The sequence below is a fragment of the Anaerocolumna jejuensis DSM 15929 genome, from assembly GCF_900142215.1.
In the GTDB taxonomy this organism is placed as follows: domain Bacteria; phylum Bacillota; class Clostridia; order Lachnospirales; family Lachnospiraceae; genus Anaerocolumna; species Anaerocolumna jejuensis.
Window position 1 is genome coordinate 205,476 of the sequence record NZ_FRAC01000006.1, and the last position, 16,099, is coordinate 221,574.

General features: G+C 41.8%; 11 protein-coding genes and 1 riboswitch. Of the genes, 4 read left to right on the top strand and 7 right to left on the bottom strand.

The genetic code is table 11. The features are described 5' to 3' along the window. Positions 1–87 precede the first annotated feature (87 nt). Positions 88–1,302 carry an alanyl-tRNA editing protein gene (locus BUB77_RS00950; RefSeq protein ID WP_073271973.1) on the top strand — a complete coding sequence of 405 codons (1,215 nt, stop codon included), beginning with the start codon at positions 88–90 and terminating at the stop codon, positions 1,300–1,302. Between the two features lie 153 nt (positions 1,303–1,455). On the opposite strand, the gene ybaK is transcribed toward BUB77_RS00950, so the two are convergent. From ybaK to BUB77_RS00975, 5 genes are all read right to left on the bottom strand, one after another. Beyond that, on the bottom strand, positions 1,456–1,938 hold the full coding sequence (gene ybaK / locus BUB77_RS00955; protein ID WP_073271976.1) for a Cys-tRNA(Pro) deacylase: 483 nt from the start codon (positions 1,936–1,938) through the stop codon (positions 1,456–1,458). Beyond that, positions 1,916–3,106, bottom strand: coding sequence for a ribonuclease E/G (locus BUB77_RS00960; RefSeq protein WP_073271978.1), 1,191 nt, complete (start codon positions 3,104–3,106; stop codon positions 1,916–1,918). Before BUB77_RS00960 ends, ybaK begins: the two co-directional genes overlap by 23 nt. Next, positions 3,096–3,860 (bottom strand): TIGR03936 family radical SAM-associated protein, encoded by a 765-nt coding sequence (locus BUB77_RS00965; RefSeq protein ID WP_073271981.1) that lies wholly within the window; start codon positions 3,858–3,860, stop codon positions 3,096–3,098. Before BUB77_RS00965 ends, BUB77_RS00960 begins: the two co-directional genes overlap by 11 nt. Beyond that, positions 3,857–5,737 carry a TIGR03960 family B12-binding radical SAM protein gene (locus BUB77_RS00970; RefSeq protein WP_073271984.1) on the bottom strand — a complete coding sequence of 627 codons (1,881 nt, stop codon included), beginning with the start codon at positions 5,735–5,737 and terminating at the stop codon, positions 3,857–3,859. Before BUB77_RS00970 ends, BUB77_RS00965 begins: the two co-directional genes overlap by 4 nt. Positions 5,738–6,166: 429 nt before the next feature. Further along, positions 6,167–6,550, bottom strand: a complete 384-nt coding sequence (locus tag BUB77_RS00975; protein ID WP_073271986.1) for a hypothetical protein — start codon at positions 6,548–6,550, stop codon at positions 6,167–6,169. Positions 6,551–6,803: 253 nt separating this feature from the next. Continuing rightward, a riboswitch (THF riboswitch) is annotated at positions 6,804–6,902 on the top strand. A 68-nt stretch (positions 6,903–6,970) separates the two neighbouring features. Here BUB77_RS00975 and BUB77_RS00980 point away from each other — a divergent pair. Next, a complete protein-coding gene (locus tag BUB77_RS00980) occupies positions 6,971–7,525 on the top strand; it encodes a folate family ECF transporter S component (protein ID WP_073271989.1) in 555 nt (184 codons plus the stop codon). A 181-nt stretch (positions 7,526–7,706) separates the two neighbouring features. On the opposite strand, the gene BUB77_RS30355 is transcribed toward BUB77_RS00980, so the two are convergent. Next, positions 7,707–9,512: a glycoside hydrolase family 43 protein gene (locus BUB77_RS30355; protein ID WP_073272921.1), complete on the bottom strand. Its 1,806-nt coding sequence runs from the start codon at positions 9,510–9,512 to the stop codon at positions 7,707–7,709. 218 nt (positions 9,513–9,730) lie between these two features. On the opposite strand from BUB77_RS30355, the gene tyrS reads away from it, so the two are divergent. Both tyrS and BUB77_RS00995 read left to right on the top strand, forming a co-directional pair. Continuing rightward, entirely contained in the window at positions 9,731–10,966 is a 1,236-nt protein-coding gene (gene tyrS / locus BUB77_RS00990) for a tyrosine--tRNA ligase (RefSeq protein ID WP_073271992.1), read from the top strand. Between the two features lie 71 nt (positions 10,967–11,037). Then, entirely contained in the window at positions 11,038–12,084 is a 1,047-nt protein-coding gene (locus tag BUB77_RS00995) for a Bax inhibitor-1 family protein (protein ID WP_073271995.1), read from the top strand. A 771-nt stretch (positions 12,085–12,855) separates the two neighbouring features. On the opposite strand, the gene BUB77_RS01000 is transcribed toward BUB77_RS00995, so the two are convergent. Further along, positions 12,856–16,083 (bottom strand): DEAD/DEAH box helicase, encoded by a 3,228-nt coding sequence (locus tag BUB77_RS01000; protein ID WP_170866552.1) that lies wholly within the window; start codon positions 16,081–16,083, stop codon positions 12,856–12,858. Between the last annotated feature and the right edge of the window lie 16 nt (positions 16,084–16,099).

A 16,099-nucleotide genomic window follows, 5' to 3' on the forward strand; every position in this document is an offset into this window, starting at 1 on the left:
GTTAAAATGTTAATCATGGCATGTATATAATCGAAAATATACGCAGAACTATGTAATAGCGACATTTTAAATGAGAAAGGAATTACAATGACAGAGAAAACGATAAAATTATATGATGAAGACAGCTATCTTTCTGAATTTAACGCAAAGGTCCTATCCTGCCGGGAAATAATATCGAAAGCTGATAAAAAAACATATGAAGTCATACTGGATACTACTGCCTTTTTTCCGGAAGGCGGCGGACAGGCCTGTGATACGGGCTTTCTTCATGGCATGGAAGTCATAGATGTGCAGGAAAAAGAAGAGGTGGTCTATCATACATTAACAGCTCCTATACCGGAAGGTATCTCCGTAAAAGGTGAAATCAACCGCAGCCGCAGATTTGACTTTATGCAGCAGCATACCGGGGAACACATCCTATCCGGCCTGGTCCATGAACATTACGGCTATGACAACGTAGGCTTTCATCTGGGAGCAGATATGGTTACCATTGATTTTAGCGGTGCTCTTAAGGAAGAGGATTTAAGAGCAATGGAAGAAAAGGCTAATGAAGCCGTATTTCACAACCTTCCGGTAAGAGCTTATTATCCCACCCAGAATGAGTTAAAAAACATAGATTACCGCAGTAAGAAAGAATTATCCGGTGCGGTCCGTATTGTGACCATAGAAGGAATTGACACCTGTGCCTGCTGTGCTCCCCATGTCAGGTTTACGGGAGAAGTGGGCCTGATTAAAATTGTATCCTTCCAAAGCTATAAGGGCGGAACCCGTATGGAAATTCTCTGCGGAAACAGAGCCTTAAAGGATTATAACCGGAAAGAAAAAAGTATCCAGAATATTTCCGTGCTGCTTTCCGCCAGGATATATGAAACAGACGAGGCCGTAAAACATCTGAAGGAAGAGAAAACAGCCCTGGAAGGAAAGCTTTCCGCACTCTCTCTTAAGCTTTTAACCTATAAGGCAGAGTCCATCCCTTTTGGAACAGAGCCCTATACTGTTTTCGACAATGAAGTCGAAGACAATCAGCTAAGAAATTATGCCAATCTTTTAAAGGACCGCAGAGATGGAGTTACCGGAATCTTCTTTCCGTCTGCCAAAAGCAGCCCAGACCTTTCTGAGACAGATGAGTCCATAGAATACCGCTATGTCCTGTGTGCTAAAACCATAGACATAAGGCCCTTGGGAACAGCCCTTAATAAAAGCTTTCAGGGAAGAGGCGGCGGAAGCAAGGAAATGGTTCAGGGAAGCTTAACCGGCCGTAAGAATGAAATCGCCGATTTTATTCTGCAATATAAAGCTTAAAACAAGAGGCAATTCAAGCGCCCCAAAATTCTGAGCTTGAATTGCCTCTTATAATAATCCGTTTATTAACTCATCTGCTCTTATTTAGTTATCCAGCCTTTTTTACACCTGGAAGAGAAAAAACGAAAGAATCGGCTTCTATTGAATTGGAACTTAATCCGTCAAGTCTGCAAAGATTCCCTGCACAAACTTCATAAGGGAAACCGGATCTGCTTCCAGCTGTAAGCCTCTGACGCCGGCACTGACAGTTACGGTATCAAAAAGCTGTGCCGTTTCATCCATGAAGGTGGGGTATTTTTTCTTCATACCTATGGGGGAACAGCCTCCTCTGATATATCCTGTCAGGCCCAATAGGTCCTTTTGGTGGACCATTTCAATCTTTTTCTCACCGGTAACCTGGGCTGCTTTTTTCAGATTAAGCTCCTCTTTCACAGGGATACAAAATACATAGATTTCTTCTTTTCCTCTTGCTACCAGAGTCTTAAAGACCTGGGCCGGCGGAATCCCTATCTGGGCAGCCACATGCTCACCGGACAGGTTATTCTCATCCGGCTCATATTCATATGTTTCATACGAAATGCCCGCCTGTTCCAACAACCTTGCGGCATTGGTTTTATTCTTCCCTAATTTGTTCATAGAGTGGTTTTCTCACCTTCTTTCTTGTCACTTCCACCAGGTTCAAGGCTGTCATATCCACTAATACCGTTTTCACGGAATCCTTCCTCAGCTGTTCCTCGAAGAACCTCATAAGTGCTTCTTTGGCACTCTTATCCTCCATATCGATAAAGTCGACAATAATAATACCTGACAGGTTCCGCAGCCTTATCTGCCTTGCGATTTCTTCTGCTGCTTCCAGATTCAGCTTAAAAAAGGTTTCCTGTACCTTTCTCTTTCCGGAAATCGCTTTTCCTGTATTGACATCAATAACGGTCAAAGCCTCGGTAGGTTCAATAATTATAGTTCCGCCGGATTTAAGCCATACTTTTTTCTTCAGGGCATCTTCCAGTTTTACTTCAATCCCATAGAGCTTGCTTAAGGAAAGCAGGTTATCTTCATAGAACCTAAGCTTCTCTAAATCTTCTTTCTGGTATCTGCCAAGGTAGGAAGCAATCTCCTCATAGAGCTTCCTGTCATCGGTAATAATTTCCGTTATGGCCTCTGATAAGCTGTCACGGATATCACAGAGATATCCGGGCAAGGTCCGGTAAACCACAGAAAAAGGGGTTTTATGTGTTCCATAGCTTAGGGTCTCCCTATAAAGAGAAATAAGTGCTTCTGCCTCCTCTTTCAGTACGGAATCTTCTGCTTTGGCGGCGTTTGTTCTTACGATAAATCCATATTCTGTATGCTTATAGGCATCCATTAGGGTCTTAAGGCGCTTTCTCTCCTCTTCGTCCCCAATCTTGCCGGATATGCCGATAATATTGTTTCCGTGGGTAAGCACCAGATACTTTCCCGTAAAGTTAAGTCCTGTCGTGGCAACCGGGGCCTTGGTCTTTACGTCTGCCTTGGCAATCTGAACCAGAATTTCATCCCCTACTACCATCTTTTCATTTTTTTTGGAATTTAAAAATATGGGATTTCTTACTTCCTCCAGGGAAAGATAACACATCTTACCCTTTTCATATTCTACAAAGGCCGCAGCAATATTGGCAACAATGTTCTTGACCTTTCCCACATAGATATTTCCAAGAGGATTTTCCTCCTGCAGACCGAATACATTGACCTGAAGCATCTCCTTTTCTTCAAATACAGAGGATACAATACTATCCCCATCCTTTGTGATAATCAGTTTATGCTTCATAGCCCACCTCTGACAAAGGAATATAGGCTCCATTCTCTGTTCCTGTTTCTCCATACAGTTCAATGCGGTGCATCTGGAAGGCAAATTCATGAAAGGGTATCCCTGCATATTCACAAAAGGCTTCCATGACAAGTTCAGGCTTTATATTATTTACACTGCCGGAGGACAGCTTAAGATACACCTTAACACCATTGTCATAAACCTCTGGCAGGGTGGCCTTTCCGGAAGTACCCTTATAAAACTCTGTCTCTGCAAATGCATGGCAGTAAATAAAAGGCTTAATATCAGTTTCCTTTTCACTCTTTTTTGATTTTTTTAATACTGTGATATTTTCCTGCGCCATAAAACCGGTAAATTTTTCCTGAAATTCATTCCGGTTCATAAATTCATAGCCATCCCTTACCGATACCAGATAATCCGCTGCGGCAACACTTGCCATGGCGTTCTTGGCTCCGTCTTTTAATACCACCATATCCGTTACCTGAATAAATTCATTCATAGCATCATTCAGTTTCTTTAATACGACCTGCTTGTCCTCAAGACTGTGAAAGGAAACATCCAGATACTCTCCTTCGCTGGTTAACCCAACTCCCAATGGAGAAGCAAAGGACATGACCTGATGAGGGTTAAAGCCCTGGGAATATTCCACGTCAAGGCCTGCTCTTCGCACCGCTTTCTGGAAAAAGCGCATGATATCCAGGTGTCCGATGAATTTTACGGGTCCAATTTTAATAAATTTCATTCGTACCATCATAGAGTGGTTACCTCCTGTCTTGGGATATAACAGATGCCGCCTCCGAATTCCATCGCACCGCAATGGGAGCATGCCATTTTGCAATTAGGAGTAACTTTTTCTTCCCGGGCATTTTTATATTCCCGAATTAAAAATGCCTTGGAAACACCTGCATCTATAAAATCCCAGGGAAGGATTTCCTCTTCTTCCCTCTCTCTGCTGGTGTAGAAGCCGATATCAATGCCGGTATCCGCAAAAGCCTTTTCCCATTTCTCATTGGAAAAGAATTCGGTCCAGGAATCAAAGAGACAGCCTTCCTGATAGGCCGCCAAAAGAGCCTTTGCTGTTCTTCGGTCGCCTCTGGCAAATACACCCTCCAGCACACTGAGCTCCGCTTCGTGCCAGTTGTACTTAATACTCTTTTTATTTAACTGCTCATTGAATTTTGACCTCAGGAAATGCTGTTTATTCAGGTATTCCTCTGCCGTATCCATTCTTGACCACTGAAAAGGTGTAAAGGGCTTGGGAACAAAGAAGGAGGTACTGGCAGTAATGCTTACCTTGCCGTTTCTCTGATCCTTTGGAATGGTATAATATTCTCTTGCAATCTGATCGGATAATACTGCTATTCCCTCAACATCCTCTTCTGTTTCCGTGGGAAGCCCCAGCATAAAATACAGCTTAACCTTATTCCAGCCTCCATTAAAGGCTTCCATGGCACCGGAAAGGATGTTCTCTTCCGTCAGTCCCTTATTGATAACATTACGAAGTCTTTGGGTACCTGCTTCCGGAGCAAAGGTTAGGGAGCTTTTTCTGACATCCTGTACCTTGTTCATAACATCCAGTGCAAAGGCATCAATACGAAGGGAAGGAAGGGAAATATTGACCTTCTGCCGGTTACATTCCTCAATCAAAAAGTACACCAGCTCCTGTAAGCCGGAAAAATCACTGGAACTTAAAGAGCTTAAGGAAATTTCCTCATGTCCCGTAGCACGAAGCATTTCAACAGCATACTCCTTTAAAAAATCCATGCTTCGCTCTCTGACAGGGCGGTATACCATTCCTGCCTGACAGAAACGGCAGCCTCTGATGCAGCCTCTTTGAATCTCAAGGACTACTCTGTCCTGGGTCGCTCTGATATAGGGAACCAAAGGTTTCTTCGGATAGTAGGTATTTTCAAGGTTCATTTCGACCTGCTTCTTTATTCTTTCCCTGGCATGGGCATTGTTTTTTGTAAAACTTTCTATGGTGCCGTCTTCCTTATAGGTAACCTCGTAGAAAGAAGGCACATAGATTCCTTCAATCTCCGCTATTTGTTCCAAATATTCTTTTCTGCTTCCCCCTTTTTTCTTATGCTCCTGATAGATATCCAGCAGCTGGTTGTAGACCGTTTCTCCCTCTCCGATATAGAAGAAGTCAAAGAAATCGGCAAGAGGCTCCGGGTTATAAACGCAAGGTCCTCCTCCCAATACAAAGGGGTCCTCCTCCGTCCTGTCTTTTGCCAGCAAGGGTATTCCGGATAAATCAAGGATTTGCAGTACGTTGGTATAGCACATCTCATATTGGAGGGTAATTCCCAGAAAATCAAAATCCTTAATGGGCTCCTGGGATTCCAGAGCAAAGAGGGGAATCTTTTTCTCTCTCATGATCTTGTCCAAATCAGGCCAGGGGGAGTATACCCTCTCACAGTAGGTATCTTCGCGGCGGTTAAACATATCATAAAGAATCTGTATGCCAAGATGGGACATACCTATCTCATAAACATCAGGAAAGCACATACAGAACCTGATATCAACAGTTTTTGTATCTTTCACAACCATATTTGTCTCATTTCCAATATATCTGGCGGGCTTGTCTATGGTCATTAAAATCTCATCGGATAAGGCCAGCTTATTCATTCGAACTCCTTTCGTGAATATCAAATCATTGATTTGGTATTCTTTGAGTACCTAGTTGAAAAGTATATCCCGTTTTTCAACTACTCTCCACTTCTTTTGTTGTATTTCCAGCGTCTGTCTGATTATTTCACCTTCACAGCTTTTGTAACAAGGAAAATGCCAGACCTTAGAAAAACACATTGGTTTACATAATATAATTATGTGAATCAATGTGTTATTATTTAAAACATAAATTTAATTATAGACTAATATAAGTAAAAAAACAATCCATTTCCTTTCATATAAATGGATTATATAAGTTGAATTAGGTTTTAAATTAAAATCAACCTATATAGTTGCTTCAGATAAGCCCGGCAAATGCCCTGTTTCAATATACCACAGGAAATTTGTGAAAAACTGACCATTTGACAGGCGGTCCATAGTTAGGAATCAGCGAAACTTATCCAAAACAGATACAAAAAAATCCTGTGCTTCTTTCACGCCGATACTATCGGATATCTGGCTTTCAATCATGCTTACATTTACCTGCTTGATCTGGAAATTAAATTGATCCATTAAAAATACGGCAAGAAATAAAAGGCTTGCACAAATCAGACGGATTAAAAAGAGCTTCAATCCCCTTGACTGCCCCGCTCCCATATCCGCTGCTGCTCCTGTAAAGCTGCCGTCTTCCGGTATGAACATCTCTTTATTGCGGTATCCGCTCTTTGCCTTGCCGGTTGTATTCATTGACTGGTTCCTGTTACAGCTTTCCCTTGCAAGCCTTATGTATTCTGCTCTGTTGGGTATCATATATTCTTCCTGCTTATCCATGCTCTCATCCTTTCTGCACTTTATTCTATTGGAATGCCCCTGTCCATTTTAGGAAGAGCATACTTGCATAACATAATTCTAGCATATTATATTCCTCCTTATGTCACTGTTATGCCAGAAATACTTGAATTTATAGCATAATTATGTACTTTTTCATCTTGGAAAAAAGTGTCGAAAAGCAGGGAATTAATTAATTTTACTATTGCCTGCCCATAGGATTTCTGTTATAGTAGCTTTAGTCAAAAACGAATATAGCAGAGTAGGATTTCGTGCGTTAAGTGTCATCGGAACGGGGAGTTGTCCGGTGAACGAAAAGGTAAAACTTGCGGTACGATATTCGCATCCCGCTGCTACATGACAGGTCATACCTTCTCATTGTAGCACTTGTTTTTGCAACAATTTTGAAAAGGAGGTAGCACCATGGATTTTTTTACGACATTAAAGGAATCTTCCCAGGAATTAAAGAAGCTGAACAATCTGCTTATCTGCGCCATGCTCTTGGCTCTCTGCGTTGTCTTTGGTATCTTTGGAACCGTTATGATAGGACCATTTCTCCGCATTACCTTTTCCTATCTTCCCCTTGCCCTTGGCAGCATGCTTTTTGGACCTGCCGCCGGAAGTATTATCGGAGCCATAAGCGATATCCTGAATTATATCGCAGCACCTCAGGGTCCGTTCTTTCCTGGTTTTACACTGAATGCAATCATCATGGGCCTTGTATTTGGCTTTTCCTTCTACAAAAAGAGGATTACATTAAAGAGGGTAATCGTTACAAAGCTTATACTTATGCTTGTCATCGACAACCTGCTGACTCCCTTATGGCTTTATATGCTCTACGATAAGGCCTTTATGGCTCTTATGGCAATCAGAATATTAAAGAGCATCATCCAACTCCCCATTGATGTTGCAATGATTTATTTTCTGCTTACCAGACTGCCGGCACTGATTTCCAAAAGCCATAAGCTCCGCAGTTAAACGGCAAGAACAAAAGGGCAGCATTTCAATAGGTAACATACAGCTGTCAGCATTATTATTCACTATACGCTGTTATTCATGTTCAAGAGCACTCTTGACACAGACAAATTAAACAGCTCAAAGGCCCCATGCTTTTCCAGAATTCTTAAAGGAAAAGCATGGAGCCTTTTTAATTTACCATCTATTTTGTAACTGTAACCTTCTTCATAAAGCCCTTCTCGTCAAATTCCAGCCAGTCCAGGCATACTTCCCTGTTATAGCCCTCTTCTTCCGGATGCCTGCCTAAAGGAGTGCAGAATCTGTGATAGGCAATCAGGTACTCCTCTTTGCCCGGCTCCTTCATAATAGTATGATGCCCTGTCCCAAGAATCCCTCTGTCCGGATTCTTTACCAGAATCGGATATTTGTACTCAATGGGGCCGAAAATACTGTCCGATACTCCATAATTAACATGGTAATCTTCACTGCCTGTGTCGTCACAGGACCAGGTAAAGTGATAAAGGCCATCCCGCTTTAACACCGTAACAGCTTCTCTGAAATCATAAGCGCCCTCGTATTTCCTCATGGTCTCCGCCTCTATGCTTACCATGTCCTCTCCCAATCTGACAACAATAGCCTCTCCGTTGCCAAAAAGCAGGTAAGGAGTATTATCATCATCCACAAAGACAGAAGGATCAATCGTCTGGCTGATTTTGATATTCATACCCTCAAGTATCTCCGGCGTTATGAAAGGCTCCTCCATTGCCGTAAATGGACCTGCGGGACTTGAGGCTGTGGCAACACCAATGCAGGATATCCCGTCCCTCCTTTTAGCACAGAAATAATAAAAGTATCTGCCATTTCTTTCAACGATGGCAGGGGCCCATGCACTGCCTGCCGCCCAGGGTACATCCTCAGAGGCTACGTCAAGTATTACCCCTTCATCCTTCCAATGTACCCTGTCCCTTGATGAAAACACATGAAAAACTGTGCCTGACCAGCCGGAAAATCCATCTGTCGTAGGATATAAATAATAGGTATCACCAACCTTAAGCAGATCAGGGTCAGCGTATAAGCCTCCCAAAACAGGATTTCTACAATCATATGCCCGAAGCAGATTTTCATACTCACTTTCCTTGAGACATAAAACGGAACCATGTCTTTTCTTAACTTCACCCATATCATAATCCGTTGAAGGAACATACACTCCCTTTGAAAAATCCTTTGTAAGCAAAGGCATATAGCCTTCGTCTGTTGCAAACCGGTCCAGCAGAAGACACCATTCCTCCGTTCCCTTTAACGGAAAAGCTGCCGGCCCTTCTACACCATATATTCTTTCCAGGTCAGCGGAAGGAACCGGAAGAAAAGGCCCCTCTATTAAATCTGTGCATTTATCAACCGTAATGGCCTTTGTAATTTCATCCTTGGATATACGGTAATAGTACTCCTTATCCTTTACTATGGTCGTGTCGATAATATGATTCTCTCGTTCCATATATTTTCTGGCCTTGGTAAAGGTTTTAAAATCCTTTGTAAACGAGCAGTAAATTCTTTGCTTTGCTGCCTTGTCTTCTTCTTCCTTAACCATGGAAGCCCAAAATACCATATATTCACCGCTTTTTTCGTTGTAAACAGCCTCAGGCGCCCAAACACAGCCGGCCGACTCTATCCCGACTTCAACTGCCCTTGGCTCCGACCAGTTAATAAGGTCATCCGATTCCCACAGGATGATATTCCGGCTGCCTTCATACTGAGCGCCTTCCCATCCCTTTCCATTTGCGATTCTTAAATCTGTGGCAATGATATAATATTTACTTCCGTCAGCGGAACGGATGATAAAAGGGTCTCTTACCCCCTTCTCTCCAATGGCCGATATCAGCACCGGCCTCTGCCTGTTTAAGTCCTTCCAGTGCAGGCCGTCTTCGCTGATTGAAAAATATACCTGCTCCCCATTTTCATGCTCTCCCGTAAAATACACCAATAAATATCCTCTAAAATCCTTCTTCATATGCCTGCTGCCTTCCTGCAATAATTTCTTCTTTTTCTAAACTATATCAAACCTTCTAAAAAAGTCAACATCTATCAAAATCAGCGGAATTTCTAACAATATCACCGGAATTTTTATCAATTTATCGGAATTTTCCATATGTAGTATTTGTGAAACAATTGAAAATCTCTCTCTTTTCATATATAATGTTTCTAACTACTTAAAGGAGGACAATAAAAATGTCAGAGAATGTTTATGATATTTTATTGGAACGCGGGTTCATTGAACAGACCACCCACGAACAGGAAATAAAAGAATTATTAGGGAAGGAAAAAGTAACCTTTTATATAGGCTTTGACGCTACGGCAGACAGTTTGACAGCAGGACACTTTTTAACGGTTATGGCTATGATGCATATGCAGCGTGCCGGTCACCGGCCCATAGCTCTGCTTGGCGGCGGCACCACCATGATCGGGGACCCTTCCGGTAAATCCGATATGAGAACCATTATGACAAAGGAAACCATCCAGCACAATGCAGACTGCTTTTATAAGCAGCTCTCCCGTTTTATTGATTTTGACAATGATAAGGCTATTATTGCAAATAATGCGGACTGGCTTCTGAACCTGAACTATGTGGATTTCTTAAGAGAAGTAGGGGTACATTTTTCAGTAAATAAGATGCTTACGGCAGAATGCTACAAGCAGCGAATGGAAAAAGGACTTACCTTCTTCGAATTCAATTATATGATTATGCAGTCCTATGACTTCCTAAAGCTCAATCAGATGTATGGCTGCTCTCTGGAGCTTGGAGGCAATGACCAGTGGTCCAATATCCTTGGCGGTGTGGATTTAATCCGCAGGAAGGAACAAAAACCGGCTTATGGCCTTACCTTTAAGCTCTTAACTACCAGCGAAGGCATTAAGATGGGCAAGACCATGAAGGGTGCCGTATGGCTGGATCCAAGCAAGACCTCTCCTTATGAATTCTATCAATACTGGAGAAATATAGAGGATGTAAAGGTGGAAGAATGCCTCGGTCTTCTTACTTTCCTTCCCATGGATGAAGTAAGGCGCCTTGGTGCTCTTAAGGATGCGGAAATCAACTATGCAAAGGATGTTCTTGCCTTTGAGATTACAAAGATTGTCCATGGTGAAGAGGAAGCCACGAAAGCCAGAGAAGCTTCCAAGGCATTATTCGGCGGCGGTATGAAATCCGAAGATATTCCCACGACCCTTTACAAAGAAGAACAGTTTGCGCAGGGTATTGATCTAATAACCCTTATGGTGGACGGCGGCCTTGCTGCATCCAGGTCTGATGCCAGAAGAAATATCCAGCAGGGCGGTGTAACAGTCAATGACGCTAAGATTACGGAATTTGACAGGGTATTCACCTCAGCTGACCTGGACAGCGATGGTATGCTTCTTATCCGCAAAGGAAAAAAAGCTTACCATGCCTATAAAATGGAAGCCTGATGTATTCCTGTAATATTCGAAAACAGACTTAATAGTCTTAAATAAAAAATACCCTTTAGGAGGTAATGTCTATGCCCTGGTGTCCTGAATGTAAAGCAGAATATGTAGAGGGAATCACCACCTGTACGACCTGTGGTGTTCCATTAGTTGACAGCCTGGAAGAGACGGAAAAGCAAGTAGAATTTCTGGATACAAAGAAAGAAGCCTTTGCCAAAAAGTTTGTAGAATTTCTTGAGTACTCCAACATCAAAAATGCTTCTTACAGCTACAAGGAAGAAGAGGCTTCCTACTCAGTGCTCATTGATCAGAAGGATCAAAAGCAGGTAAAAAAGCTTTATGATGCCTTTTATGCAGTAGAGTCTGAAAAAACCTTAAAAGCCGCTGCTGCAAACGGTGCCTTTGCATCTGAAACGGAAAAATTCAAGAAGGATTTATCACAAGACGATGAAGCACTGGAAGAAGCCTATGCAGAATCAGCTTATGAGGATGCTTCTTATGAAGGAGATGAATCCTCTGTGGAAACAACCGATGGGGAAACCGACGACGATACTGACGACGATACCGACGAGGAAGAAGTTCCCGCAGAGCTTTTTGAACAGGCGGAAATCCAGGGAATCTTGGAAAGCGCCAGACCTCCTGTAGCAGAATCCGCAACCTATGTGAAAAAGGAAGAACAATATAAGGATCTGAGCTCTTCCGCTTCTTCCTTTATCATAGTTTCCATAGCAGGTCTGGTATTACTGATATTAAATGCAATGGGAGTGATTTCCATATTTGTCGGTGCTCTTTCTTACATCGTTATGGCTGTTGTATTAGTAGCCTTTTTCGTTATTGGCGTAACCACCTACAAAAAAAGCAAGCTGGTAGAAAAAGAAATCAGTGAGGAAAACAATATTACCGATACCATTCAGGAATGGCTGGATGCCAATCTTACAAAGGAAAAGATAGATGGCTTTGCCGATGCTTCTGCCGCCGATGAGGTCCAGTTCCTTCAGAAAATGGAAAAAATGAAAGCCATGGTAATTGCGAAATTCGGTGAAATGGATGATAAATACCTGGACCGTCTTATGGAGGAGTATTACAACGACCATTTTGAAGAAGAGGAAGAGGAAAACTGATTCCGGTAATTGAAATGTATTTTTTAAATTGTCAGTATTAAAAAGTCTATAAAAAAAATTTATAAAAACAGAGGGACTTTCGTAATAAAAGAACAAAGAGGCTGTCGCAAAATGAATTTTTCATACAAAATATTGATGCTGACTAAGTGGTCAGGAACCATAACTTGTTGAAATTTTGTATTTCGCGACAGCCTCTGAACTTTCTTTTTTATAAGAGTCCCTCTTTGTTTTATTCAGATACATCTTTATTCAGCTACTACTTTTTTTAAGTGCTTCTTTTTTATTCAGTTACTTTTTTCAAGTACTTCTTTTATTCTACTTTTTTAAGTACTACTTTTAATTCAGCTACTTTTTTCAATTACTTCTTTTTATTCAGTTACTTCTATATACCGCTGCATTACCTAGGATAATGACCAAATAAGAGTTTTGACATTTCATTTCATTCACACGACATCAATAATATGCTTCACCCGACAAATACCCTACTTCAACATACACAGGCAATTTGCACAAAATAGAAAGCTTCCTGCGCCTATGGAAATGTATTAGAAGTCCTTTTCTCTGAAGCTTTTGTGCTATATCCTCAAACAGATTGTCTGAGCCCACGAGTTATCTGTTTGAGGATATGTCCAGCACAAAAGCTTCAGAGAATTAGGACTTCTTATACATTGTAATCGAAGCAGGAAGATTTCTATTTTGTTCAAATTGCCGTCCCCTTGTGAAAGACTACCTTTTAGCCAATCTGCTCCAACGCACTTGTTTTAATCCTCATCAACTAAAGATATCCTCCAGCTCTTCCTTTGTCAACGAATTGATAAATACCTCCTGTGACTGTATAATCGAATCCGACAAATTCTTTTTCTTAAGCTGTAATTTATATATCTTCTCTTCTATCGTTCCCTTCGTAATGAGCTTGATTACATGCACAGAATTTATCTGCCCAATACGGTACGCCCGGTCTGTGGCCTGGTCTTCGACTGCCGGGTTCCACCAGGGATCATAATGGATAACGGTATCCGCACCGGTAAGATTAAGCCCTGTCCCTCCGGCCTTTAAGGAAATCAGGAACACCTCTCCTTCTCCCTGATTAAAACGCTTTACAAATTCATTACGTTCTTTCACCTTCGTAGAGCCCTCCAGATAAAAGCTTCTGATATTGCTCTGCTCCAATTCCTTCTCAATTAAGGAAAGCATGGAGGTGAATTGGGAAAATACAAGTATCCTGTGTCCATTCGCCAGACAGTCCGTAATAATTTCCATCAGCAGTTCCAGCTTACCGCTGCCGCCGCTGTAATTCTCAAGGAAAGTACCTGGATGGCAGCATATCTGCCTTAATCTTGTCAATGCCGCCAGAATTTTCAACTTACTCTTCTGCAGGCCTTTTTCCTGGATTTCAATATTGATTTCATTTTTGGCATTCTCAACGTAAGCCATATAAATCTTCCGCTGTTCCTCCAGCATATCCGTAAGCATCTTCGTTTCTACTTTATCCGGCAGCTCTAAGAGTACATCCTTCTTCATTCTGCGGAGAATAAAGGGAAGAATACGTTTATTCAAGTCTTCCAACACCCCTTGCTCCTCCCGCATGATGGGCTTTTCATACTGGTTGACAAATTTGGCATGGCTAAAGAGATAATCCGGCATGATAAAATCAAAGATGGACCAAAGCTCTGACAGGGAATTCTCAATGGGTGTACCTGTCAGTGCAAAACGGTGCTCTGCCTCCAGTAATTTTACAGACTTTGCATTGAGGGAATCCGCATTTTTTATATACTGTGCTTCATCAATAAATACCGTATGGAAGCAATGCAGTTGATAAAAGCTTATATCCCTTCGGATTAAGGGATAGGAAGTAATCAATACATCCACCTCCCCGGTATTTTCTATCAGCTCCTGCCTTTCCTTGGGACTACCCGTAACCACTGCCGTCCGGAGCATGGGGGCGAAGTTTTCTATTTCATCCTGCCAGTTATAGGTCAGGGAGGACGGGCATACAATCAGGAATTTTTTATCCGGTTTCGTTTCCTTGACCGCTGCTATATAAACGATTGTCTGAAGAGTTTTACCAAGACCCATATCATCAGCCAGAATTCCCCCAAGCTGATTCGTTGATAAGGTCATAAGCCATTTAAAACCAATTACCTGGTAGCCTCTTAATTCGGCCTGGATTCCTTTCGGAATTTCATATTCAATACTGCTTGGGTTGACAATAGCCTCTACCAGGCGGTTAAAGCTCTCTTCCTTTACAACCTGGAATTTGTTTGTATCCAGTACATTATTCAGATAAACTGCCGCACTTTTTGGAATGCTTACAGTCTCGCCGTTCATGTCACCTGTCACACCCAGATTGTTCAGGACATCCCACACACCGGAAATGTTGTCATCCTCCAGATTAATAAAGCTTCCGTCCTTTAGCCGGTAATATTTCTTTTTCAGGCGGAATGAACGGAACATCTCCTTTAATTCCTCACCGGGAATTCCTTCATAATTCAAATCCATTTCCAGGAGATTGAGCCCATTTCCCACACGAAGACCGGCCTTTACATTGCCGGGGGCTTTGATGCCGATTTTCTTAAAAGCCTCAGAATAATAAAGCTCGCAAAATTCTGCCAGCTCCTTGATCGAGCTGGTCAAAAACTGATAAATTTCATCGTCATTACGCATGAGAAAGCCATGCTGCTTAGGCTGGAAGCCAAGCTTTTCCAAAAATTCTATACAATTCTCTTCCTTTTCCGGCTGTCTCACAATAATAAAATTATCAATAGCCGCATTATCAAAGGCATTGAATTCATAGGTTCCATAGCGGAATTTAAGCTCTGCATGAATACTGTTCTTGCTTCTGTCCAGATATACCACCGGTTCCAAATCCGCAACAATAAAACGGTCCTTAATTTCCTTCGGAACGTTTAATTTTAAAGTCTCTGTAATTCTTGGAAGCACCGTTTCCAAAAATTTATTCTTATTCTGCCCCTTAAATATCAGAGCTTCCTTGTTAACACCCAGGTTATTATAAAAGGGCAGGTAATTATTTAAAAAGCGCTTGGTAGGTTTATAAATGCAGTCCTTAAAGAACAGCAGCTCACCGGACTGCATAATGGGGATTACTCCGCTGTTTTCGGCATAATCCATCGTAATCCCGTCTTCCTCCAGGGATAAATCATAATTTAACAGAGGATTTTCCTGCCTGAACTGGATTTCTTCATAAGTCTTGCCATAGAGCTCCAGGCTGAAATCCATTCCCTCCAATAGCGTTAAGAGCCGGAAAAGCATATTTTTTGTGAGGATGATGTTTGTTTTGGAAAACAGTCTGGAATAGAACAGCTTATCAATTCCTTCCTGTATTTCATAAATTTCCATTATATAATCCAATATCTTCTGGGAGTGCTTATCAAATTTACTCTCTCCGGGAATAAATTTGAATTCCTTTCCAATGACTATCGTTTCCTTGTTGTACATATCCGATAAAAATTTCTTAACCGTCTGCACCTTGTAATAATGGTGATTTCCCACTCTTAAGGATAAAAGGGCTGCTCCCACATCACTACGGATAATACTTGGAATACTTAAAGTGGGCTTTATATGAAAAGTCTCACCTTTTGTGATGGCTTCCTCCTGATTATTGAAATAACCAAGAATCTGATAGACCAGCTTTTCCTCCGGATTTTCCGGCTCCTCCATCATGGAACGTTCAACATAATTCAGCACAAAGAAAAGGGCTGCAACCACATGGCGGCAAGCTCCGTTATCCTTAATATGCTCGGGGCAATTGCATTTATAATCAAAGGATCCGTCCTCGAAAACCTGGATAATCACCTGATATTCAAAAGTATCCTTCACAGTAATACGATATTGGTTTTTATGACCTGACCAGGTTGCATTTACTATACAGTTCTGTTTGTAATCCTGCAAACCTCTTGCATAGGCGGTTTCACTGGATGCCAAATTTCTGATTTCCATTCTGGATAACCGTATCATTTCAGTCTCCTTTTTCTTGTCCATACTTTGCATCCCTTTA

Excerpts from the sequence above, each read along its gene's own strand:
- BUB77_RS00950 (WP_073271973.1), top strand. The coding sequence starts at position 88 with ATGACAGAGAAAACGATAAAATTATATGATGAAGACAGCTATCTTTCT.
- ybaK (WP_073271976.1), bottom strand. The coding sequence starts at position 1,938 with ATGAACAAATTAGGGAAGAATAAAACCAATGCCGCAAGGTTGTTGGAA.
- BUB77_RS00960 (WP_073271978.1), bottom strand. The coding sequence starts at position 3,106 with ATGAAGCATAAACTGATTATCACAAAGGATGGGGATAGTATTGTATCC.
- BUB77_RS00965 (WP_073271981.1), bottom strand. The coding sequence starts at position 3,860 with ATGATGGTACGAATGAAATTTATTAAAATTGGACCCGTAAAATTCATC.
- BUB77_RS00970 (WP_073271984.1), bottom strand. The coding sequence starts at position 5,737 with ATGAATAAGCTGGCCTTATCCGATGAGATTTTAATGACCATAGACAAG.
- BUB77_RS00975 (WP_073271986.1), bottom strand. The coding sequence starts at position 6,550 with ATGGATAAGCAGGAAGAATATATGATACCCAACAGAGCAGAATACATA.
- BUB77_RS00980 (WP_073271989.1), top strand. The coding sequence starts at position 6,971 with ATGGATTTTTTTACGACATTAAAGGAATCTTCCCAGGAATTAAAGAAG.
- BUB77_RS30355 (WP_073272921.1), bottom strand. The coding sequence starts at position 9,512 with ATGAAGAAGGATTTTAGAGGATATTTATTGGTGTATTTTACGGGAGAG.
- tyrS (WP_073271992.1), top strand. The coding sequence starts at position 9,731 with ATGTCAGAGAATGTTTATGATATTTTATTGGAACGCGGGTTCATTGAA.
- BUB77_RS00995 (WP_073271995.1), top strand. The coding sequence starts at position 11,038 with ATGCCCTGGTGTCCTGAATGTAAAGCAGAATATGTAGAGGGAATCACC.
- BUB77_RS01000 (WP_170866552.1), bottom strand. The coding sequence starts at position 16,083 with ATGGACAAGAAAAAGGAGACTGAAATGATACGGTTATCCAGAATGGAA.